The organism is Bradyrhizobium sp. CCBAU 51745 (genome assembly GCF_028128715.1).
GTDB lineage: Bacteria > Pseudomonadota > Alphaproteobacteria > Rhizobiales > Xanthobacteraceae > Bradyrhizobium > Bradyrhizobium manausense.
The window spans coordinates 79,266-102,734 of record NZ_LBJP01000093.1 but is presented as its reverse complement, the minus strand read 5'-3'; the positions used below and the strand labels follow the sequence as shown (position 1 = coordinate 102,734).

Genomic DNA, 23,469 nt, shown 5'->3' with positions numbered 1-23,469 from the left:
AAGCCAATCTTAATGTTATCCTTGAGAGACCGCGGGTCTAGGCTGCGCAGGGCATGTCCCAATTCAGGCAGTATCCTGGTCAGCGCTCGATGCGCGGAACGTTCTTTTCGCTCCAGGCCGTCGACCACGGCGAGGGCCTCGCGATAGTGCCGTATCGCTTCGATGGTTCTGTCTTCGAGGTTGCTATTGTCGCTCATCCGATTCTTTTCTCCCTCGAGCTCTTAAAGGGCATCGTCCTACACGAGATTCTCCCTGGGCTGCGCGGTGCTTGCCGCGGCTGGCGCTCGACGGGAACCGATCGTGGCGGGCACTTCACTCCATTCGGAAGCGTTCTCGCGTGGCGCGCGCATGCTTCGCACCGCGCTTGGCCCCCGCGATCGCGACGTTCCTCGAAGGCCCCGCGATCGTCGAGGCAATGCTCAACCCCGATGGATGGCTCTGGATCGACTGGGGGCTGGAGGATAGCGGCCGAACGCTGTCCGCCGCTGACGGAGAGCGGATCGTGCGTCTGGTCGGGCACCATGTCGGCGCGGAGGTGCATGCGGAAAAGCCGCGCGTCTCGGCCGACTTTCCGAGACGGGAGAGAGGTTCGAGGGGATTTTGCCGCCGGTCGCTGCGCGGCCGGCCTTTGCGATCTGCAAGCCTGCCTTCGCTGTTTTCACACTGGACGACTACGCGGCCGCCGGCATCATGACGGCCGCTCAGGCGATCGTGCTCCGCGAAGCGCTCGCTGCCCGCAAGAACATTCTGGTGGCCGGCGGCACAACTAAAGCGGCGTCAAATAAAGAGCGCTCTCGATGAGAGCGCTTAGGAGCACAGATCGAGCTCAAATATCTTCGAAGCGACGCAGCCCGTTCCGCACTGTCTTTCCATCTGTGGAGGCAGCAAGGCTTCCCGTAGCCAAAGCGAGACCGGCGCATCATGTGGTTCGGCCACCCATGACCCCGCGCTCGCCAAGTATTGCTGCGGCAGCGGCCGCGCCGACTGTCGGTATTGAGACAATGTCAGCAACTTGACAATACACGCCACGACGAAGTGCCTGCAAAGCCTGCGAATTCACCTTCGGCACGCGACTTGCTCTTTTGCGGCCTCACCACCAATCGCAGTGCGATGGTCTTCGGGACGGACTCGGCGCGTGTCGCTGTAAGCGTCTGCTCCGCCCCGTGAACCGAGAAAATGCAGGGGACATGTTGAATGCGATCTGGAGTTCTTCTTTTGGGGGCCACGACAATTGCGCTCGTCGCAAGTGGTGCGGCGAATGCGGCAGACCTTGAGCCGGAAGTGAAACTGCCCGCGGCGGTGTGGAACTGGTCTGGAGGCTATATTGGCGGACACGTCGGCGGCGGTTTCGGCCGAACCTCCTTCAGCAATCCCTACGGTCCGTCAATCTATGGCGGCAGCGTGGATACGCCGACGTTCCTCGCAGGTGGCCAGATCGGCTACAATTGGCAGAAGAACGGTTGGGTGTTTGGCGTCGAACTCGATGCCAGCGGTGCTGTCTCAGACGGCACAAATACCTGCCTCGCGTCGTCCGGCTTTGTCGTGAGTGCAAACTGCAAGGCAGGTCCGAACGTCTTTGCCACCGCGACCGGTCGTGTCGGATACACGTTTGGCGCGTCGGGTGGCACACTGGCCTATCTCAAGGGAGGCGTGGCTTGGCAAAACAATCAGGGCGACGTCGTCAATAACTACGAGGGGCGCCAGTTGCCACAGCAGAAAACCCATTTCGACTATGGTCGCTTCGGTGGCATCATCGGGGTGGGAGTCGAGCAAGCGCTTACGTCCGCATGGTCGGTCACAGCGGAGTATGACTATCTGCATTTCGGCGGGCCGAGTGTCGCGACTCCCGCCACCGTGCAAGATCCGCCTTTGTCAATTCTTCCGGGGAACACAACGAGCCTGTCCAGCAACTATCACGTCGGAAAGATTGGATTGAACTACCATTTTGGCGCCGACCCGTGGACGGCGCAATGGTCCGGTGCGCCGCTGTACGCAAAAGCACCCGCCGGCGCGCCGCCGATTGCCTACACGACCGGCTGGTCGTTTGAAGGCGGATCGCGGCTCTGGCTCAGCCGCGGACGTTTTCAATGGGACAACAGCGCAATGCCCTATGGCTGGCCTCTAGACCCCAGCATTCTTGGATCGAGGCTCACCTATCACGGACTCGACGGACTTTCCGGGGAGCTATTTGGCCGTGCCGACAGCCCTTGGGGAGTGTTCCTGAAGGGCAACATTGGCCTCGGACGCTTCGACAAAGGGAACATGAACGATGAAGACTGGAGCCTCCCCCCATCCCACTCGGGAACGATAACGCCGTACGTCAACACGGTATCAGGCCAAGGAAACGGGAGGTTCAGCTATTACACCGCCGATGCGGGTTACGATTTCCTGCGCGGCGCCAACTACAAGGTTGGGGGATTTATCGGTTGGACCTATTACGATCAGAGCTCCGACTCGACCGGATGCGTAGAAACGGTTAACCCCCGTCGCCCATGTCTTGCGCGCGGCGACGACAGGATCGTTGGCAGCCAGAATACTCAGTGGAATGCGCCTCGAATCGGCCTGAGCGCCGAAACCATGCTGACCGATGGCTGGAGACTAAATACCGATGTCGCCTACCTGCCTTGGACCGATTTCAAGGGGCGCGACAATCATCTCTTGCGCCACGAGACCACCTTCGCTGAACAGCGGGGCGATGGTGGCGGCGGCGTCCAGGTTGAAGGCGTGCTGTCTTATTTCTTCACCAAGAACTTCAGCGTCGGCGTCGGCGGGCGCTACTGGGCCATGTGGACCAAAAGGCGGGGCGAGGTAATCTGCAACGGCAGCGACAGCAAGTGCACCGGAGCGCCACCTGCGTTTGCAAGGTTCAGCATGGAGCGCTGGGGTACGTTCTTTCAGGCCTCCTATAAGTTCGATTGAAAAGATCACACCTCAAGCCAAGCGCCGGGCGTCTTCGACGCTAAGAAATGGCGCGCGCATCGAGCAAGGATCATTAGCCATGTCCTTGCGGGTCGCTGGCCTCATCCAGTCCGAGCATTTCGATCTTGAGCGCATGGCTTCGGTAGCCAGGAGACCATGCGCATCGTGCGCTTCGGTCCATGACATCGGGAGGGTTTCGGGCAGCGTGGATAAAAAATTGCAACCTATGTTCACACCTTGGAGCGTGACCGGGAGGGACTGAGGCAAGCTGTCAGTCGATTTCAGTGGACCAACAGAGTCTCGAGTCCGGCTGGAAGCAGATTGGGCAGGCGCGTTACCTCACTCCCGTTGAGCTGGAGATGCAAGACCAGGCGGGAGTATCTCGGGCAGATGGGGCCGTCGATTGCGGTTGGCGTAGAGTATCTTCAGAGTGGGCGGAAGGCTCGACGGCAGATAGGCAGCTCGTTGTCATTAGATTGACGGTCCGCAATCTAGCGACGTCGACTCAACTACCTCAAACGACACGGCGATCGCGGCCGTGCCGGACAATCTTACTGTCGGCGGCAATCATGATCTCACCGATATTGCTACCACGGCGTTGCCGAAGAGCCTGGAGGGTTGGCGGCGATCTCTACCTCAGAGGCTGAAAAGATTGCTCGGGCAGTGGCTGCGGCTGTCGGTATTGAGACAATGTCAGCAACTTGACGGTACACGCCCCGACGAAGTGCCTGCAAAGCCTGCGAATTCACTTCGGCACGTGACTTGCTCTTTTACGGCCTCATCACCAATCGCGGTGCGATGGTCTTCGGGACGGACTCGGCGCGTGTCGCTGTCAGCGTCTGGACCGCCCCGACGGTTTACTGCGGCGATAATTTAAGGGCGCTCGGTTATGGACCGAGAAAATGCAGGGGACTTGTTGAATGCGATCTGGAGTTCTTCTTTTGGGCGCCACGACAATTGCGCTCGTCGCAAATGGTGCGGCGAATGCGGCAGACCTAGAGCCGGAAGTCAAACTGCCCGCGGCGGTGTGGGACTGGTCCGGAGGCTATATTGGTGGACACGTCGGCGGCGCTTTCGGCCGAACCTCCTTCAGCAATCCCTACGATCCAGCATGGGTGCAAACGGTCCGCAACGGCTTCATCAACGGGCTACAGGTCTATCCCTTCTCTGGGGGAGCTCTCTATCAGGTCTATACGGCGCCGGGGCGGCGACGGCACTTCGTCTCGCTGCTGTACACCATGCCCTACGCATGCTCAGGCTCGCTCGTTCTCCAGCCCTACGACGCGCTGACGGTTCTCATGCCCCCCGGTCGAGCATAGCTGCATCGCCATCACCAGCTTCCATCACAAGCTTGCGCTCAAGGCCCTGCCGGATTTCAGTTTGGAGGTCGATCACATCGGTACGATGGCCAGCCATAGCTTCGAGACTTTGGACGACTAGGCTCGAAGTCTGCAGACAGTCTGGCAGAGGCCTCCTCATTGATATAGCGCAACGCGAGCACTCCAAAGTTGCCGGCCCAGAACGTCATCGCTTAAACTCCGCCTGCGTCACTTCGTCAGGTCGAAACTACTATCGATCAGTTTCTGAACCTGCTGCTTGGAGACAGAGCCATCAAGGAGCACCGAGATCCAGTGTTCCTTGTTCATGTGATAGGCCGGCAGGTAGCCTCTTGCATTCCTGAGCGCATCGACCAGGTACGGGTCGGTCTTGATGTCGATAATGTCGATCTCGCCATCGCCCTTAAGCCCGAGACGCTCGCGCGGCACATTCATTATGAGACCGTACCATTTCATATTGTTCTCGTGCTTAAGCACCGCGTAGCGCGGAAAGTTCTCCCAAGGATACTCTGCCTCGGTCTCATATTTTCTCTTCGCGTATTTAAGAATGTCAACTCTCTTCATCATCTCAGTCCTTTCGCTGCTATTGACGATCAGAGCAGAGCGGCTAGACAGAGACAGTCTTTTTTTCTCTTCGTGATTCAGAACGCGCGCACACTAGATTTGGTATTTGCACGCTGATCCGGTTGGCCGAGGCTGAAGTCACAAATTCACTCGAATGGGCAGCCTGCCCTCCGATCTCGGACTTATGCATGTAGGACGGTCCAAGCTGTTGAGAGTGCGTTAGTTGACAGAGCTATACAACATACGGAGCGCGGTTGTCGACGCGGCTGGCTGCGCTTCCTCACTTCCGTAGAAGGGGGCAGATCGCGTGCATTCCCAATGCAGCGCCGAGCAGCCGACGCCATCGTAGAGACTGGGTATCGGGGCGGCCGGCTTGGTGACCTCCTCCGCGACGCCGATCCTACCGATCCTCGTGTTCTCAAGAAGACGTCAGCCGCGATTACGCCAAGTTAATAAGCCGAATTGAGCGGTGCCGGACAGGCTCGCGTGCGGCAGAGCTGGATAGGCATCAAAGTTCTCTGAGCCAGGCGAAGATACGGCGGAAGTTGTGGCCGACGGCGGAGAGGATGACGCTGGCGGCGTCTCCTGCGCGGCCTTTGGGGTAGCGGCCGCCAAGGTGACCGTCGGTCTTCAGGTGTCCGATGAAGGGTTCGATGGCGGATCGGCGGCGTAGCTCGCACTTGATGACGTCGAAGACGCCGCGCTTCTGGCCAGAGATGAAGACGCGTCGGGGATTTTGCGCGTCGTGTCCGCGGTATCCCTTGTTGGCATAGGCCACCTCGATCGGACAGCCGGTGAGTGTCTCGGTGCGGTCGATCACGTCGCGCAAAGTGTGCCCGTCGTAGGGATTATCGGGCAGCGCCCTGGCGTGCAGCACGAACAGGCCTCCGGGAGCCCGACGGTTGTTGGTGACGATGGAGGCTTTGACACCGATCTATGGACCACACCCGCGTTGCAAGAGGAATCGACAAAGAAATGTAGCGGTCTGCGCCAATCTATCCGGCTTCGATTTGAGGCTCTCGCCTCGAGCCACTATGGATATCCGCCCACTCCTGTCCTCAGTAACTCGCTGGCCTCAAGAAGGGCGATGGCATCGAACCAGGCTTCAGAAGTGTCGGTGCAACCGTTGCTCCATTCGTCCTTTCCGTCTCGCAAACCTGGGCGGGATATTGTGCCTTTCCGGGTGGATCGTGGATCTTCTCCCGTCCCGGCCCTGTCTTAAGCGGCGTGGCCCCGTGAAGTTGGCGTCGTAATCACGGCCCTTTGCGAGCATGCTCCAGGCTAGGCACGCGAGTCCATGAATGGAATGTGACACGCGCCTCCACCGCCCACCGCTTACTTGTGGATGCTGGTGAGAGGTCGGGAGCTTCGATCTCTTATCGCGGCGGCTCAAAGGACTTGAATCGTACGTAGCGTCACGTTGTACGATCCCAAATATATGGTGAGGCCCCCCGGCACGTCGATCAGGTGCTCTGTTGCCATCAGCGAACGAAGACGCCAATGCGCTCGATGTGTGGACAGCCCAGAGCGATACCGGCGTCTTCGATCCTGACCCAAGAGATCGCTTCGAATGAACGCCGGGTGTATCCGAGAACAAGGCCTTCGCAATTACGGATTTGCGGTGCATGTTCCACCGCAAATAGCCGTCGGCAGCCCTCCCTCTGCTGGCGGAGGTCGGCGCGATGCTTAGCAGCCTCGCCCGTCCAGACTAACTTCGGCCCGGCCATCGAAACGAGGCCGGGCCTTTTTTTGCCAACCATGAATGACAGCTTGCGTGTTCGAGCCGCGTTTAACTCACTACCACCAGGATTCGTGCTCAAAAAAGACGACTGATGAAGCCTCGATGCTTCACCTGTCCGGGACGTATCGCTTTGGCCGCGCAAGACGCATACCCGCCCGCATCAGGTCCACAGGTTGTTGATGGATCATGAATCTGGTCATTCTCTTCGAAGCTCTCGCTGATCCTGCGAGACTCTCGTGATCGTATTCATGCGTTTACCGCCGAAGAGGCTTGAATCGCACGTAGCGTCACATTGTATAGTGCCGAAGTAGTTCGCGACGATCCTTTGGCAAGTGGCGAAGCCACACCAGTCATCTGGGGACCTACCGAACGTTCAACGCTGGCGACGGCATCTGTGAAGACAGTTGCCCGATATTGAGTAATCGGGATGACCTATCGTCGAAGTGTTGCCAAAGTGCGAGACATGGCGGCCGACGCCGTTGACGTATGCGTGATCGGGAGTGGCGCCAGCGGCTCGACGGTAGCCCACGAGATCGCCCAAAGTGGTTTGCGAGTGCTCCTCCTCGAAGCAGGTCGGGCGCTTCCTGCCGGCGCCTCGCTGGCGAACGTCCAAAGTAGCATGGACAGCGCGCTGGTTCGGTCTGCGCCGGCTACGTTGACGCCGTTCGGCCGCCCGTGGACCGTCTCTGCGCTCGGCGGTGGAATGACTTTGTATGCCGGAATAGCCTTCCGTTATCGCACCATTGATTTTGACGCACGAGCGCATATTGCGACGGACGCGCTCGACCCGGCCTGGCCCATCGAATACGCCGAACTACGTCCATTCTATGAGGAACTCGAACACCGGATGGGAGTGGCCCGTCTGGCCGGGGCCGATCCGCTCGAACCACCGAGCGATCCTCCTGTTCTGCCGCCCCATGAGTACAGCGCGCAGGGTCGCTTGATTGCCGAGGCGTGTGGACGGCTGGGCGGCCTGCCGTTCCCCACCCCATTGGCAATCAACTCGGTGCCCTATCGCAACCGGCCAGCCTGTCGTTGCGAGGGACCGTGCAACGAACATCTGTGCCCAACAGGCGCGAGGGCCGATGCGCGCTCGCCATTCACAGACATCGCGCTGCCGCCGGGCGCACTGACGGTTGCTCCGGGCAGCAAGGTTGTAAGCATCCATCTGGGCAGTGTCAGCCGCGCGGACTCGCTGGAATGGCTCGACACCCTAAGCAGGCGACGCGCCAGGGTCCGCGCCCGCTGCGTTGTGCTCGCGGGTAACGCAGTGCAATCCGCTGCCCTGCTACTCCGCTCGAGGCAGCGGGCCGCGCCTAACGGCATAGGCAATGCCTCTGGTATGGTCGGCAGCGGCCTCTCGTTTAAAATCAGCGGCTACGTCTCTGGCACGACGAGGTTGGATCGGCTCTCGACCTCCCCCTCTGGCGGCCCATTCTCCACAGTCGCGATCTCCGATCACTACCTGGACCGCGAGGCACCGTCCGGACTGGGCGGAATGATCTACGAAGCCACCGCATCTAACCGCACGGGCCGCCACGGAGCGATAACCTTGCGGCTGCATTTCCTGGCGGCCGACCAGCCCATGCGCGACAATGCCGTCCGATTGGCCGCCAGCCAGGACCCGCTGGGCTTGCCGAACATCATTCTCGATTACTCAACCCATCCGCTGGACAAACGCCGATTGGGCTATCTTTCTCGACGCGCGTCGAACTTGCTGGCCGAGGCGGGCGTGGAAAAGATCGATTACCAGGATTCCAACTATCAGTTCGGCAGCAGCCATCTGCACGGCGGCTGTCGCGCTGGGATCGACCCGGCACAGTCGGTGGTCGACCGCTGGGGCCGGGTGCACGACATAGACAACCTCTACGTCGCAGATGGCGGCTTCTTTCCCTATGCCGGCGGCGTCAACCCGACTTTCACGATCCAGGCGAACGCAATGCGGATAGCTCGCAGAATAATCAGCCAGTTGAGCTGACCAGCGTGGATCATCGACGGAGGCCGGCCTTGTCGACCAACATACCTAGTGGCACCGTGGCCGCGAGCGATCGACACAGATCGGCACTAGGGCGCGCTCTGCGCGTCACGGCCTCGGAAAAATGGGACCTCAACAGGCGATTTCCCGTCGTGATGACCCGCGCGTCGGGCGCGCATGTGTGGGATACCAACGAAAAGCAATATGTCGATTTCACGTCCTGTAGTGGAGCCGCGCCGCTGGGAGCCGGATACGAACCCGTCGTCGCGCACGCCGCCGCTGAGATGCGCCGGACCGGCGGCATCCTGCCCGGGCCGTTATCCGTGCACCGGGTCGAGCTGGCCGAACGGCTCGCTGAGATATTCCCAATCGCGGAACGTACGATGTTCTTCCGCACCGGCTCATGCGCCACCAGCGCCGCGGTCCGCCTTGCCCGCGCGTTTACGGGCGTGAACCGTGTGCTCACCAGCGGATATCATGGCTGGCATGACTGGCAATTGCAGGACCGGCCGGGCATGGGGCTGCCCAACCGCGACAGGGACAGCCTGGACTTCCGTTATCACCTGGACTTGCTCGACGAGTTCGCCAGCATCGAGCGCGTTGCGGCGGTGATCGTCACGCCGGAGGTCAATTTCTTCCCGCCTGACTATCATCAGGAGCTGCAGAGGCTGGTGCATCGGCACGGTGCGCTGCTCATTATCGATGAAGTGATGACCGGCTTCCGTTACGCTTTCGGGGGCTACCACGGGGCGGTCGGCCTTGCGCCCGATCTGATTACGCTGAGTAAAGGATTGGCGAACGGCATGGCGTTGTCCGCAGTCGCGGGTCGGGCGGACGTATTGAGCGCTGGCGAAAAGACATACATGGGCAACACCTATCAGCGCGAGGTCACTCCATTCGCTGCCGCCCTGAGTACGTTGGAGGCGCTGCGCGACGGCACCGCGCTGGCGCGGATGCGCGAGGTTGGCGAGCAACTGATCAGGGGACTGAACGCGGTCTTCGCGAATCGGCAAGTCGCGGCATGGGCGTTTGCATGGCCGACCATGTTCGACGTCGTTTTTGCCAACGCCGAGCTTGGTCAGATGTTTTTCCAGCAGATGTGGGCGCGAGGCTTTCTCATGCAATATGGCGGGCGCTTCATGCCATCCGCGGCGGTATCGAATGCCGACGTGAAGGCAGCTGTTGAAGCAGCTGCAGAGGCTCTGCCGGCCGCGCAGTCGCAGCTGGACAGCTGCGATGACGAGCACGATCCGCTTGCAGCCGCCATACGGTTTGCCGGTGAGCACTTCGTTGCGAGCCCTGAGGCGGTTCGGCGCTGGTTCATTGCGCCAGCCCAGGGATGAGAAAGGTCTTCCGAAGAGAATGCTTTATATGCAGCAGCCCAATCCATTTTCGACGTCCCCAGTGCTGCTCGGCGGCGAGAACCGGTCGGGCACGACCTTGCTTAGCGTGGTGCTTGACTCGCATCTTGATCTGCTGGTTGGGCCGGAGGTCGACTTCCTTGAGCCGCCCAATCTCGGCCCGCACATTTTGCATGCAACGGACCTGCTTGCCGCCGGCGATCCGCGGGTTGCGGGCGCGACCAAGAACACGGTCGATCCGTTCTGGTATGACGGCGTACATTTTGTGGTGCAATGCCGCCGCTTCGGTCTGGACTTCAATGACGTGCGCGAGCTGGCCAGCAAGGTCATGCTCGAATTGGGCAACGACATCGTTTCACTCGCCGACCGATGCAGGCTTATCAATGAAATGGGCGAGTTGCGCAGGACCCGCAGCGGCGCTCGGCGATGGGGATTGAAACTGCAGCGCAAGATCGCGCAGATCGATGACTTCGCCCGAATTTGGCCGCGCGCGCATTTCGTGCATATCGTGCGCGACGGAAGGGACGTTGCTGCCTCGCATCTGAAAACCGTTCCTGATTGGGGGTACCGGACTGTGGCCGAGGCCGCGCGCGGCTGGCTTGACGTGGTGTCCGGGCCGCATCGGATCGCGCCGCTCGGCCGCTATCTCGAGATCCGTTACGAGGATCTTGTCGGCAGTCCTCGGTCCACGCTGACACGAGTTCTGGACCATCTCGGCTTGCCTTGGGATGAGGCGGTGCTGCGTCACGCCGAATACGAGCACGCATTGTTCGAACAACCGCACGGCCATCCGGCGGCCGAGGCTGCGGGAAAGCCGCTGCACCAAGGCCGGGTCGGCCGTTACGCCCAGGATCTGACGCGAGCGCAGATTACGGAGTTCGAACAGATCGCCGGATGTGAGCTGGCCCGTCTCGGCTATTTGTCACTGGCAAGCCCGTCCGGCGAGCCGTGAGTAGGAGGAACTGTCCAGCCGCTGTTCGCGGGCTGCCGCGCAGCTACCTTGCGCTGCTGCTCGGCCAGACCATTTCGCTGCTGGGCTCCAACGTCACGATGCTGGCGCTACCGCTGACCGCGATCACCCTGCTGGACGCCGGCCCCGCGCAGACGGGACTGCTGCTGGCCTGCGGTCGGGCGCCTTGTCTGTTGCTGAGCCTATTGGCCGGGGTCATCGTGGACCGTCTACCGCACCGAAACATCCTTTTGACAGCCAACGTGATTATGGCGGCCACGCTGGCGACGATTCCACTGTCCGCGGGCCTCGGACGTCTTGGAATGGCCCAGCTCTACATGACAAGCCTACTGGTTGGCAGTGTCGCGGTGATCGCCGACCTGGCATATCTGGCGTGCATCCCCACCGTGGTAGACCGCTCTCGCTTGGTGCGGGCGCAAAGCTCATTGGAATTCAGCCAAGCGATCGCGATGGCGGCAGGTCCATTCCTGGCTGGTTGGCTCGTCGACGCGCTCTCCGCACCGACCGCAATCCTGGCAGACTCTGTCTCCTTTCTGCTTGCCGCCGCGTTGCTGTTGCTGGTGCCGATGCGGGTCGCTGGTTGTTCAACGGCCGCCTCGAGCGCGGTCCTCGGCCAAATAAGCGAGGGGCTGGCGAGCGTGTTCGGCAATCCGATCTTGAGGGCGGTCACCTTGGCAACCGCCACCTTCATTTTTTTCCATAGCGCGTATTCTGCGGCCTTTCTACTACATCTGACCAAGGATCTCGGGTTCGACGGCCGGATCGTCGGCATGGTGCTCGGCATCGGCGCGCTTGGTGGCGTGGTCGGCGCGACCAGCTCGCCCTCGGCGGGCCGGGCAATCGGCATCGGCCCGGCGTTAATGGTCGGTTTGGCCCTGAGCGCAGCAGGCATGAGCGTGGCCACCCTGATCACCGAACCCCGATGGGCGACGATTGCATGCGTCGCGCTCTCCCAATTCATTCTGTGGGTCGGCCAGGGGATATACAATGTGCAGCAAGTTCCCCTTCGGTACGCGCTGGTCGCACAGCGCTTGCAAGGCCGGGCTAATGCGAGCATCCGCAGCTTGGTGTGGGGGCTGGCGTCAGTGGGAGCGCTGGCCGGTGGCGCACTCGCTGCAGCGGCAGGACTGCGTGCTACGCTGCTTGTGAGCAGCCTGCTTGGCGCTGCCTCAATAGTCTGGATTTGGCGGTCGCCGCTCGGCCAAACACGCAGCTCGCGTGGATGATCGATACGATCGAGCTGCGCATGACATCAAAGAATTTGCCGACCTAACGGCGATGGATCGCTATCTCGGCGAAGTGGCAGCGCATGCCGATCTGATCAGCGGCCCTCCTACCTGCCGCCGCGACAGCTAGCTTTCCTGGCGGCGGAGACCAGCTCAAATCGCATGCATCGCAACACCTATGACGGCGTTCTCAGCGTCGAACTAAGCATCGGGCCGAGCCTCATCAGATTCTCGTAAGCTAGCGCCCCCAATATGAGATCTCTACAATTGATAGCGCACAAAGTCGCGCTACGAGTGGCAACAGTTTTGGAGAGCAACATGGTGCTGCGCATGGAGTCCCCAGCTCCTCCGATCAAGGTGGAGAACTGGCTGCGAGGCGAGCCCCTCACGAGCTTCCAGCCCGGGAAGGTGTACATCGTCGAATTCTGGGCAACTTGGTGCGGGCCATGTGTGGCAGTGATGCCTCATCTAGTACAGCTGCAAGAGAAATACAAAGACAGCGGACTTGAGCTGCTCGGCATCGCAGCTGACGAACGAGCTCAAACGGCCGACGAGGCCCGAACAAAGTTGGACGCGTGGTTGACCCACAAGTTCTCGAATCTGAACTATCGGATCGGATTCGAATCAACAGGCGAAATGAACAAGCTTTGGATGGACTCCAGCTTTCCTATCGGGATTCCCACCTCGTTCGTCATTGACCGTGACGGCCACATCGCTCCTTTCGCCGGTTCTTGAATGTTGCGAGACCTGTCGGCTGCCGAGGGGTGCAAGATCAGCCGCTGGCATGCCAAAACGCCAATGCGGCGGATGAGGATAGAGGCGCTCTGCCACCGGCCGCGTACCACCGAGCCCGAACCTGGACACAAGATCTCCTTCAGCAATCCCTACGGTCCGTCAATCTATGGCGGCATCGTCGATACGCCGGCGTTCCTCGCAGGTGGCCAGATCGGCTACAATTGGCAGAGGAACGGCTGGCTGCTTGGCGTCGAACTCGATGCCAGCGGTTCTGTCTCCGACGGCATAAATACCTGGCTCGCGTCGTCCGGCTTTGTCGTGAGTGCAAGCCATCGTCTGGGCCTGCCCCCATTTTATGCTGCGCCTCGCGTCCTGCGTGGCTCCGCGGCTCGGCTACTTCGTCGCTCATCACGTGCCTCTTCGGCTTCCTCTGAGCATAATAGACTTTGCCTTCCCTCTTGAAGAAGCCGAGCACGTCTTCATTGATGCGAATAGAGGTGGTGTTGATCGTTGCTAGAAATTACCTAGCATCGCAAACGGAGCAATCTCGGTTGCTGCTATAGTGCAGATAGCAGCTCACCTCCTCAAGGTCACTCACCCGACGAGTAACGCACATTTTCTCTGCATGAACTCCAACATCAGCGGCACAGACCCCCGCAGTCGCGCCGCCGGAACCGGCCAGAAGAATGATCTACAGAACTGTCGAACAGCCCAAGCTAAATGATTTCGAAGTATCTCCGACGTTCAAAGTCGGTGACTCGATGTTGGACAGCTTCCCACTCCCAGCGGCGCGAGCGAGAAAACGCTTCAACAAAGCTTTCTCCGAAGACATCACTGGCCGCTGCAGACTGCGCAAACCGAGATGTTGCCTCTGATAGGCTTTGAGGCAGTCTCGCGGACGGACGACACATTTCCGCGCTTGCATCACCGACGATCGAAGCCGGTAGTGCCGGACCTGTCTCGACGCCCAATATTCCCGAACCAATCGCACATGCTAGCGCGAGATATGGGTTCGCGTCTGCGCCAGGCAGCCTATACTCTAGGCGATGGGCAGATGGCTCTCCCGGAATGGCGCGAACCGCGCAGGAGCGGTTGTCAACTCCCCAGCTTGGACAGATTGGTGCCCAGGAGCCCGGTACCAATCTCTTGTAGCTGTTGAAGTTTGGCGCAGCCAGTACACAGAACTCATTCATGTATTCTAGTTGTCCGGCGATAAATTGCCTCATAAGATTGGAGACGTTGCCGAACGCATCACCGTCGTAAAACGCATTTTGACTATCTGAGGACATAGAGATGTGAATATGGCCGGACTGGCCGGGCCATTTCTCGGAGACCTTGGCCATGAATGTAGCCATCATGCCTCGCCTTTGCGCCCACGCTTTTATCATCGATTTAAATATGATTGCTCGATCTGCGGCTTCCAGCGCATCACAATGACGAAGTGAGGCTTCGACCACGCCCGGTCCCGTTTCGAAGTGTAGTCCGCTGAGAGGTATTCTAGCCTTCTCACAAAGCGCCAAGATCTCATCGAACAGCTCATGTTGAGCAACGGAGCGCATAACCGAGTAGCCGAACGGGCCCCGTGTTAAAGGAGCCCATTCTTCGAACGGCTTATCCTCAATTGTGTCGGCGTTCTCCTTGAACAATATGAATTCAAATTCAAACCCGGCAGCGCATCTGTATCCGAGGTCAGCAGCCCTTCTCAGGACCTTGCGCAGAACACCCCGTGGGCAAATGTTCTCATGTGCGCCCGTGAACTCGGCAAGGTAAAGATATTGGTTGCCGACACAAGAGACCGAACGGCCGGTGCCTGACAAAATACGCAGATCAGCATCCCCGAATGCTGCTAGCGGCTTTTGCGTGACACTGATCGGAATGACCCGATCCGAACAATCCCACGCCAGCACTGCTTCAGAGAACTTGATGACTTTATCTCGGTTTGAGAGATCTTCACCGAAGACGTGTTTGCCTCGCAGCACACCGTCGAAATCGCTTACGCCGATCATCACGGCGCTGGCTGCATTAGCTCCGGTAAACGTTGCTTCAGTTGGCATCACTTGCTATCCCGCGCCACCAGTTCGAACACCTGCTCCATCCGCATTGCCCGCAACTTTTGATAATCATCTTCGAGCTGAGTCATGTCGCTATTCACGAGATAGACGATGCCTGGTGTCGATGCCAAATCGATAGTCGGAACCAGCTCTTCACCAATCGGAACGAACGCAATAGCATCCGCGAAGCTGGCGAGCTTGCGTATTGCTTCGAGCCCCGGGTAACCGGCAACGACACCGCCCCTATCGGAGATCAGGGAGACGCATAGTGCGTGCGCCTTCCGCTTGTAGGGTCCCCGCAGCCTCATGTACTCACCAAAGCCCTTGGGATCTGCGTAGCGCCACGCCGTCAGCGTCATATGGTTATGACCCAACGCCATGGTACGCGCTTTTGCCGACATAGTCCCTTGAATCCTCGCCCCGAAGTCCACCAGAACGGGCCCCTGATGATCGACAATGATCTCGGCATGAGCCGGTCCCTCAGCGATCTGAAGCGCCTGCAGCGCTCGTTTCAGGTAATCGGACAGCTCCTGAACGATTGGTTCGCTGCCGTCCAACAATCTCTCCAGTGAACAGACCGATGATGCCCCCTCGATAGTAACGGTGTCATAGGTCCAGGCCTCCGTAACGAAGGCATCCCCGTAGATCGAGACGGCGTTTACAGTGTATTGTTGGCCGTTTATTTTTTCCTGCCCGAGGGCAAAACGATTCAACGCTCCGACACGGTTCGTCTTCCCGACAATCGCACTTAGTGCCCGCTGAATGTCAGCATCTGTCGAGCAAAAGAATACATCCTCGGTGCCCGTACTGTTCAGAGGTTTTATCACGATCTCGTCGAAGTTCGCTTCGCGCTTCCAGCTTGCGATTTCTACAGCATTGTCAGACACGACTTGTCGGATCGATCGCACACCGGCATAGGTCAACGCGCTAGACAATCGCGCTTTGTCACGCCGAGCCGCCGATAGAGCGGTGCCGTTTGAAGGTAGGCCCAGCCGCTCCGACAACGAATCGGCGAGTTCGACTCCAGACTCGCAGCCGGCTATAACGAACTCAAATTCTCTGCCATGGAGCGACTGAAGATGATATTCAACGATGTCGTCAAACCCCAAGCGCTCGCCGGGGCGAATGACTTCATCATACAGATTAGCATCAAAGTGCGCCTGGAATATGGGTGGAATCTGTGCGGCAGACATCACATGCACCGTTCCAATGCCATAGCGCTTGAACTGCTCCGGTAGATATCGGCCGGTAGAGTATGCGTCTACGATTACACAATTGCGTTCTTTCATGCGGATCTCCGATACTGCAAGTAGATGTTGCTGACAGCGATAGCCGTAATGAGAATGTTTCCAACGAACGTATGTGACGAAGGCACGATGCGAGAATCGCAGTACTGGAACAGGAAGGTGATGATAGGGGCGGCGGACAAGACCATATTGACGGTGAAGGGCTCTACGTAACGAATGCCCTGCTGGATCAAGAGCAAAGGAACAATCATCGTCGAAACGCCAATTGCTGCGATCGCAAACCAGTGCTGCGAGATTTCAGGCACGAGGGATGAATAGTCCACCAGTCCCAGCAGCAAGATGATCGTTCCATAGAACCGATGCGCCAGCACTTGCCGGCCGGAAAACCCACGGTCGAACAGAAGTTTGACAAGTATATTTGTAAGGGCGAGCGATAGGCCGGCCACGATGGCCAAGACTATTCCAAAGGACGATCGAGCCCCCCACTCCACGCCTGCGTTGCCGCTGGCCGAGATCCAAATCATGTAACTCCCGATCATCGCGATCAAAGCGCTGACGACAATATCGGATGCTGGAGGGACTCCCTGCCGCCTGATCACTGCGTTTAGCCACACAGTTGCGGTGGGCCCCAACGCCACCATGAACGCAACGACGATCGCAGGTTCAACGTATTTCAAGCCGATAAATAGGCCGATCCAGCTGATTGCAGTCACGACGTTGAGTACGACGAAGACCAAGAGCGACCGATATCCCACTCCTGCCTTGCTTGCGTCGTGGCGAGCCAAGAGATTGAACGTTAGACAAACCACGGCAAAGGACAGCAGGAGCGCGACGAACGCATCTGCTCGCTGAAAATACGCTGCGGCATAAACCTCGCCTGCTGCACTCACGACGACATAGAGGGCCACAAAAAACACTCCGAGCGCGAACCTATTCGTCAATTGTCTGCCCTTTTCGTGCCCGCGCGACGGGGCGCGGCCCTCGCAGGGACGGGCCGCGCGCATCGGTTTTGACGCATTCAGCTTTCGGCCTGTGCGGGCCACGTTTGGTCTGAAATCTCACGATCTGCCCTCGTGATTCTTCGTTCCGCGGTACACAACACAGGCCTCTCCAAATGCTTTGAAGAGTTGCTTGCCGAGGAGATCGGCTGAGACGTGCCATTCGGGGTGCCATTGCACCCCGATTTGCAGCGTCGGCGCGCCGATCACCGAAGCCGCCTCAACGAGACCGTCAGGCGCCCACGCCTCCCCCCTCAGGGCCGGGGCAAGCGCTTCAATGCCTTGATTGTGCAGTGAGTTGACGTGGGCTTCGATCGTCCGCGCGATGGGGAAGAGCGCCCCGTCGGAAGATATCCTAACGCTGTGCGCGGCATCGTACTGACGGTCCCTGGGACGATCTGGCTTCTCGGCATGCATAGCGCCGCTTTCGAGGCTCCACTCCGCAAGCGATGGGCGGAGCGTGCCGCCGAAATAGACGTTGAGCTCCTGAAGCCCACGGCAGATACCCAAAATAGGCATCCCAAGCGCGATGGCACTCTGTATGGCCACGGCAGCAAGCCGGTCCCTAGGACGATCAAGGATCCCAGCCTCTACGTCATGCCGATCAGGATCCGCTATGGATGCAGGCGCTGACAGGACGGCGGGGTCGACGTTAGATTCGTCGCCGGTCAAGACCACACCGTCCAGCCGGCGCATGATGGCCGTGGCGACCTCCTCGCTGGCATCTTCCGCATCGACGGTCGGCAATACGACGCAAGCCACTCCCGCATGACGATGGAGTGCCTGCACGTACTTACGCCGTACCCAGTCGCGGTGCACACCGTCGACCAGAAGACGGTTCGAAGTAACCCCGACAACGGCTCGGGCGTGCTCGGGCTGTTGCAACCTCACGCCACCTGTCCTCGCGTGCGAGCGCCGGCAACGGAGTTCTCATACAGCCGTCGATTTCGCTCTTTCAACTGAGCTATGACGCTAGGTTGACCTTGAGGTCCCTTGACAAAGAGCCCGCCCCAGGTCGCGGCAACCTTCGCGTAGTTCGGATCCTGCATCCGAATTTTCTGCGCTTTTCGCAACAGCCAAAACGGGATACCCGGCGAAAGGTGATGCTCAAGGTGGTACTCATCCAGATTCTGTCCGAGGATGGCTCGCTCGAGGAAATTTCCTTTCCGATTCCTGGTGAGATAGACGTTCTGCGTCTCGGTTTCGCACATCGGTGAGTGCTCGGCGAGTTCGATGAACCAGCCTAGGACCTGAAACGTGGTGAGATAGGGCACGATCCAAAACAGGACGACGATATGGAGCAGCCCAACAGCATATGACCCGGCCAGGATGCTGATCCAGAAGAGATAGAAGCCGTACTTGTCGATAAGTATGCCTGAGCGGCTCTGATCTTCGACATCTGTAATCGAAAATCGATTGGCCCAAAGATACTTCAGATACGCTATTGTCGCGCCGCCGAAGATCGGCTTCCAGATCATGTTGAAAGCGTACCGCTCGGGAGGCTGCACGTTGTAAACGCCGCTGGCCAGGAAGAACTTCAGGTCGGGATCCTTGTCCGGATCTCCAAGATAGGGGTGATGCAAATAGACGTGCGAGATCCGGTAGGCCCAGTGACGCTGGAACAAGGGATAGGAGGCGAACAGAATGCCAAGGACATAATTCCAGGTGGTGTTCTTCGCCAGCGTGCGGTGAGCCGCATCATGAGCGATGGTTGTCAATCCGCGCTGATAGGCGCCAATCAGGAGGACGGCGAGCGGGTAGAGCCACCATGAGACCGACACAGTCGCGAGCGTACAAGCTGCGATGACAGCGTAGTCTTTGGCAATATAAGCCGCTCCCGTTATGTTGTCAGGCCTCAGCTCGGATAGCTGCCGATTGATCTCCCGACTGAATTGAACGGCCTCATAGCGTGATGACCTCAGTTTCCAAGCCTCTGCCTGATTCATGAGAACCTCTTCCTGATCGCCTTGCAGTTTGTCAGATTGCGGAAAGCGCCTTGTCCAGATCGCGCAAGATGTCGTTAACATCTTCGATGCCGACGCAGAGCCGGATCGAGCCGCCAAATATGCCGGCGGCTTCGCGCTTTTCCCGCGGGACAGTGGTGTGGGTCGTCGAGACAGGATGAGTCACGAGCGTGCGGGCATCTCCCACATTGGAAACGTGATACATCAATTCAACATTCTGGATGAACTTGCGACCGGCCAGTTCGTCTTCCACTTCGAACATGACCATCGCTCCGTGTCCGTATGCGGTGTCGAGTGTCTGCTCGACGATATCCCGATCGGCGCCTTCAAAGAGCCCCGGGTAAAAGACGCGACGCACTTTAGGATGCTCCTTTAGAGCGCCCGCGACGATCCTGGCATTCGCGCAGTGCTGCTTCATGCGGAGCGGCAGCGTTTCAAGCCCTTGGATCAGTTGAAAGCTCGCAAACGGGGAGATGGCTGCGCCGGTATCACGCAACCAGGTCATGCGAGCCTTGAGGAGAAACTCGCTCCTTCCTAGATCATCGACATCTCGCACAGCGTTGTGCCAGACAATTCCGCCATGCGCTTCGTCGGGACCGTTGAACAAAGGAAAGCGAGGGGCTCCCCGATAGCTAAATTTTCCGCTGTCAACGATTAGTCCGCCGAGGGTCGTGCCATGGCCAGATATATATTTTGTTGCGGAGTACGTCGTAACTGCAGCGCCCAGGTCGGACGGCCGACATACCAGTGGCGTGGTGGTATTGTCTACGACCAGAGGCACTCCGTACCTTCGGCCGATCTCCGCCAGCTGTTTGACGGGAAGCGGAATCAGGCAGGGATTCGAAATTACCTCACCGAACAGGCAAATCGTGCGGTCATCGATGGCACGCTCGAACGTCTCGGGCCTTCGAGGATCTGCTGTCCTCACGCTGATTCCCAAACGCTTTAAGGTGTTGTGGAGCAGGTTCCAGGTATTGCCGTATAGATACGGGGAGGCGACGATATTGTCCCCTACTTCGCCACTTGAAAGGTTGATGATAGCAAGGAACGTCGCCGCTTGACCTGACGCAACGGCGAGCGAGTCGCTTCCCATATCGACGGCGGCGTAGCGCTTCTCCAGCGCGCGTGTCGTCGGATTGATAATCCTAGTGTAGGTGAACCCATCCGCCTTGACGTTGTACACGTCAGCGATGTGGTTTAGATCGCCATCGAGTTCATAAGCTGTATTCTGGTAAATCGGCACTGCAACGGCTTTCGTCACCGGATCGCGTCGATAGCCCGCATGCAGAACAGCAGTCTCGGGGGAAAGCGGCAGCCGCCGGCCCCCAGCTGCTTGAGCCGGCATCTTTACGTGCGCCCGATATGCCTCTTGGCCCGACGTCGACCTTACTGACCGAGCCTGACCGGACCGGAAATATGTACGAAAGGCGCATCCCAACTCCTCAATCCAGCTGGATTGGATTTCCCCAATGCAACCGACCCGAAAGCTACGCGTCGCGAGATGCAGCTTCGAGTAGACGTAAAGATTGTGGTTCGCCAAGTGGCGATACAGCCCATCGAACCCTGGCTGGTCCACCATTCCGGGCGGCGCACTGAACGCGACACAGACCGGCGACTGCAACTCGGGGGACAACAGCGGGGACACTATCCCTTCGAGTTCCTTGATAAGGTCGTCTCTGACCTTCTCGTACCTGAAGCGCCTGGCATCGATGCCCTCCTCGTGCAGAATCTTCAAAGCCTTTGTCGTTGCCTGAACGATGTGGGTGGGAGGGGTCGATCGCCACTCACCTGTGCGCTCGAGCGAGCGCCATTGATCTCTCACGTCGAGCACAAACGATCTCGGCTCTTGAGTCGTATCTTCGAGCAGCTCGCGGGAGGCGATGACAAACGCTACGCCCGGCGGCCCCTCTATGCACTTGTTGCTCGATGTGACCAGTACGTCAGGTCCACCCTGGCTCAGGTCGATATTGATGGCGCCGAAGGAACTCATTCCATCGATGATGGTCTTTACGCCACGTCGCCTCGCCTCCTCCACGATCTCGTTCAGCGGATTGACGATTCCGGTTGTCGTCTCACAATGCACGAAGCACAGGTGCGTAATGCCAGGATTTCGGCTCAAATACTCGCCGATTTCTTGCGCATCCAAGGAATCGGTCGCGCGCTTGACAAGCTTCAGTGCTTCGACACCCCACAGCCGCAAAATTTGTAGAATGCGCTCGCCATAGATGCCGTTTACGCAAACGAGCGGCCTGTGGACCCGGGACACAAACGAAGAGAGGGCAGCCTCCATTGCAAAGGAGCCACCCCCTTGAATGGGCACCACCGAATAGTCCTCGGCATTTCCCAGCAAGTTGAGCATCAGCCGCCTCATGCAGGCGGTCACCTCCTTGAACTCGTCGTCGCGAGATGCGAGATCGAGCTGCATCTGGCTCCTCACCGCCAGCGATAACGACAATGGACCAGGCGTCAGCAGAGAGCGCTGTCTTGTCAAACCATTCCTCCTACATTGTATTCGTCGAGGACTTGGAGTACGCCCAACGGGCAGCCCCGTGGCGCACGCGTCCTCTTCCTCGTCAACAGCTTCGAATGAAGCGCCATTAAGCGCGTGGCATCGGCCGCTCGAAATGGCTGCCGGATGACAAACCCCAAACATCTCATCGCGGATGGAGAGCGACTCCTCACAAAGCTCCCCGTCGATGCCCTTCAGACCTCCCAAATAGCCTTTGGCGCTGAGCGCTCGGACGCAAACTGGCGGCGACCATGCTCTCATCCAACAGCCACGCATGTGCAGGCTTGGGCGCGGTCGCCTTCTTGCGCTACGCAGCGCCCGTCGGCCGACGATTTACGTGTGAGCCTGCCCAGCCAGGCGCTTTACGCCAGTAAGGCGATGCAGCCGGGATCGTCGCGCCCGGATGATTAGGCAGGCACACTCGATAATCGTCGCTCGCGGGGGAAGTCCAATGCGTTTGCTTGGGGCTTGATACATTTGCACTCCGTCGCTCGTTGGAGGATTTGTGACGCCAATGACCGTGTTGGCGATGTCGGAGATCGTACAACTTGACGTTACGGGCGTTTCAACCCTCTCCGGAGTTTTTCTCGCACGAATTTTTCCTCAGTGCTCGCATTTGGCTGCGACAAGCCGACGCAAGGCCGAATACGGAGAACCCACAGCGGCACCTAGTTTGATAGTTCAATTTGGATCTACAGTAAGCTTTTCGCCCGCGAGCGCGTTTCCTGCCGAAGTGAGGGCTGATCGTTTCGTTTACGTACGATCCTGGCCAAAGCACCATCTGGAGGTACGGAGTTTCCCCGCGGTTCCGGCGAGATCTCCCTGGACGCGGCGCCTGAATGCTTACACCTCCTGGCTTAGCTGTTGTCTCACGTCGTTGCGCTCGAATGGAGCGGCCTTCGCAACCTGCGGTCGAGTCCGACTAGAAGCGGTTGAGCGATCTTGGATCGCTGCCCGCTCAGCAAGGATCAGTCGAGACCTTTCGGCGGGGGTCCGTGAGACAGAGCATCTCGTCCTGAATTGCTAGGAGCACGACCGATCCGAGTCCAAATGAGTGGCCCGTGTCCATCTTGAAAGCGATCACTAGGCTGGCAGCATCTCTCGGTACGACACGCCGCTTCGCCGCGAGACGTCTCACCGAGCGATTATGGCGGCAGCAGCATGCCGTGGTTTACGGCGACTTCAAAGCGTGAGCCGGCGAACAGGAGTTCCGCGCATCACCAGCCCCCCCCGGTCCGCGCAAGTACCTCGCCGATGAGACACTCTGGCTTGACGATAGCCGCACTTCCGAGCCTTCTGCTCTCTTCTCCTCTGCAGGGCCGCTCATTGATGCGAGATCACGTCCGACGCAGTCTACAGCACGTTGACGGTAGACAGAGCGGATCATCAAGAGATTATTCATAGTCGCTCGCCAAGGACAAGCTGCCCTTCCTTTCCGGCCGTGCCGATGGCGGCCTTCATGGCGACACGATGGAAGGCGGAATGAAGCATGACCCAAACACACGGCGGGAGCTCCGTAGCTCGTGTTGGCCGGTGTTCGCGGCAGCGTAGCCTCGCGATAGGAAGGTGCGGAGCGTACGCCGACGGTGATTGCCCACGAGCGGCGGCCAATAGGAAGCAAGCTCGTCGGACGTTACCATCACCGCGAGCAGATGGATCGTGACCGATTGCTCGGTTTAGATTGATCAGTATGCCGGGAGTAAGCGCAGGATCGCCGGATAGCCAGCCCTCCGGAAAGCGCGGCACGAGCTTCGTACTGGGCGGAGCTTAAAGCCGGCGAGTCGCGGCCCTGGCTCGGCTTTGAAGGGAGCTCTGCGTTTCTTAGCCGCACGCGCAGCAAAAAGCGCCATGCGAAAATTCAACCTGGCGGAA

12 protein-coding genes and 4 pseudogenes are annotated in these 23,469 nt (G+C 59.0%); 8 read left to right on the top strand and 8 right to left on the bottom strand.

The features are described from left to right. Positions 1 to 348 precede the first annotated feature (348 nt). From XH98_RS36800 to XH98_RS36790, 3 genes and pseudogenes are all read left to right on the top strand, one after another. Positions 349 to 768: pseudogene (locus XH98_RS36800) on the top strand (P-type conjugative transfer ATPase TrbB); the annotation flags it as partial. A 426-nt stretch (positions 769 to 1,194) separates the two neighbouring features. After that, complete coding sequence (locus XH98_RS36795; protein ID WP_271600829.1) at positions 1,195 to 2,919, top strand: outer membrane beta-barrel protein; 1,725 nt, start codon at positions 1,195 to 1,197, stop codon at positions 2,917 to 2,919. A gap of 920 nt (positions 2,920 to 3,839) precedes the next feature. Next, a pseudogene (locus tag XH98_RS36790) lies at positions 3,840 to 4,127 on the top strand (hypothetical protein); the annotation flags it as partial. A 339-nt stretch (positions 4,128 to 4,466) separates the two neighbouring features. Here the strand turns inward: XH98_RS36790 and XH98_RS36785 are convergent. Both XH98_RS36785 and XH98_RS36780 read right to left on the bottom strand, forming a co-directional pair. Further along, the gene (locus XH98_RS36785) at positions 4,467 to 4,820 is read right to left on the bottom strand and encodes an MmcQ/YjbR family DNA-binding protein (protein WP_271621457.1); all 354 of its coding nucleotides are present in this window, start codon (positions 4,818 to 4,820) and stop codon (positions 4,467 to 4,469) included. Positions 4,821 to 5,269: 449 nt separating this feature from the next. Further along, a pseudogene (locus XH98_RS36780) lies at positions 5,270 to 5,751 on the bottom strand (IS5/IS1182 family transposase); the annotation flags it as partial. Between the two features lie 1,237 nt (positions 5,752 to 6,988). On the opposite strand from XH98_RS36780, the gene XH98_RS36775 reads away from it, so the two are divergent. From XH98_RS36775 to XH98_RS36755, 5 genes and pseudogenes are all read left to right on the top strand, one after another. Continuing rightward, the gene (locus XH98_RS36775) at positions 6,989 to 8,539 is read left to right on the top strand and encodes an FAD-dependent oxidoreductase (RefSeq protein WP_271600827.1); all 1,551 of its coding nucleotides are present in this window, start codon (positions 6,989 to 6,991) and stop codon (positions 8,537 to 8,539) included. Positions 8,540 to 8,568: 29 nt separating this feature from the next. Continuing rightward, entirely contained in the window at positions 8,569 to 9,879 is a 1,311-nt protein-coding gene (locus XH98_RS36770; RefSeq protein WP_271621456.1) for an aminotransferase class III-fold pyridoxal phosphate-dependent enzyme, read from the top strand. A gap of 28 nt (positions 9,880 to 9,907) precedes the next feature. Beyond that, the gene (locus tag XH98_RS36765; protein WP_271621455.1) at positions 9,908 to 10,849 is read left to right on the top strand and encodes a sulfotransferase family protein; all 942 of its coding nucleotides are present in this window, start codon (positions 9,908 to 9,910) and stop codon (positions 10,847 to 10,849) included. Beyond that, positions 10,846 to 12,093 carry an MFS transporter gene (locus XH98_RS36760; protein ID WP_271621454.1) on the top strand — a complete coding sequence of 416 codons (1,248 nt, stop codon included), beginning with the start codon at positions 10,846 to 10,848 and terminating at the stop codon, positions 12,091 to 12,093. Before XH98_RS36765 ends, XH98_RS36760 begins: the two co-directional genes overlap by 4 nt. 318 nt (positions 12,094 to 12,411) lie before the next feature. After that, positions 12,412 to 12,963 (top strand): annotated as a pseudogene (locus XH98_RS36755) (TlpA disulfide reductase family protein); the annotation flags it as partial. Between the two features lie 581 nt (positions 12,964 to 13,544). Here XH98_RS36755 and XH98_RS36750 read toward each other — a convergent pair. The 6 genes from XH98_RS36750 to XH98_RS36725 form a co-directional block, all read right to left on the bottom strand. Further along, the gene (locus tag XH98_RS36750; protein WP_271621453.1) at positions 13,545 to 14,882 is read right to left on the bottom strand and encodes a glutamine synthetase family protein; all 1,338 of its coding nucleotides are present in this window, start codon (positions 14,880 to 14,882) and stop codon (positions 13,545 to 13,547) included. After that, the gene (locus XH98_RS36745) at positions 14,882 to 16,168 is read right to left on the bottom strand and encodes an ATP-grasp domain-containing protein (protein ID WP_271621452.1); all 1,287 of its coding nucleotides are present in this window, start codon (positions 16,166 to 16,168) and stop codon (positions 14,882 to 14,884) included. The genes XH98_RS36750 and XH98_RS36745 overlap by 1 nt, the downstream gene beginning before the upstream one ends. Continuing rightward, positions 16,165 to 17,034 (bottom strand): EamA family transporter, encoded by an 870-nt coding sequence (locus tag XH98_RS36740; protein ID WP_271621451.1) that lies wholly within the window; start codon positions 17,032 to 17,034, stop codon positions 16,165 to 16,167. Before XH98_RS36740 ends, XH98_RS36745 begins: the two co-directional genes overlap by 4 nt. Positions 17,035 to 17,184: 150 nt before the next feature. Next, a complete protein-coding gene (locus tag XH98_RS36735) occupies positions 17,185 to 18,015 on the bottom strand; it encodes a gamma-glutamyl-gamma-aminobutyrate hydrolase family protein (protein WP_271621450.1) in 831 nt (276 codons plus the stop codon). Further along, positions 18,012 to 19,070 carry a dhydrorhizobitoxine desaturase gene (gene rtxC / locus XH98_RS36730; protein WP_271600820.1) on the bottom strand — a complete coding sequence of 353 codons (1,059 nt, stop codon included), beginning with the start codon at positions 19,068 to 19,070 and terminating at the stop codon, positions 18,012 to 18,014. Before rtxC ends, XH98_RS36735 begins: the two co-directional genes overlap by 4 nt. Positions 19,071 to 19,101: 31 nt before the next feature. Continuing rightward, on the bottom strand, positions 19,102 to 21,513 hold the full coding sequence (locus XH98_RS36725) for a 2-aminoethylphosphonate--pyruvate transaminase (RefSeq protein ID WP_442868674.1): 2,412 nt from the start codon (positions 21,511 to 21,513) through the stop codon (positions 19,102 to 19,104). Positions 21,514 to 23,469 lie beyond the last annotated feature (1,956 nt).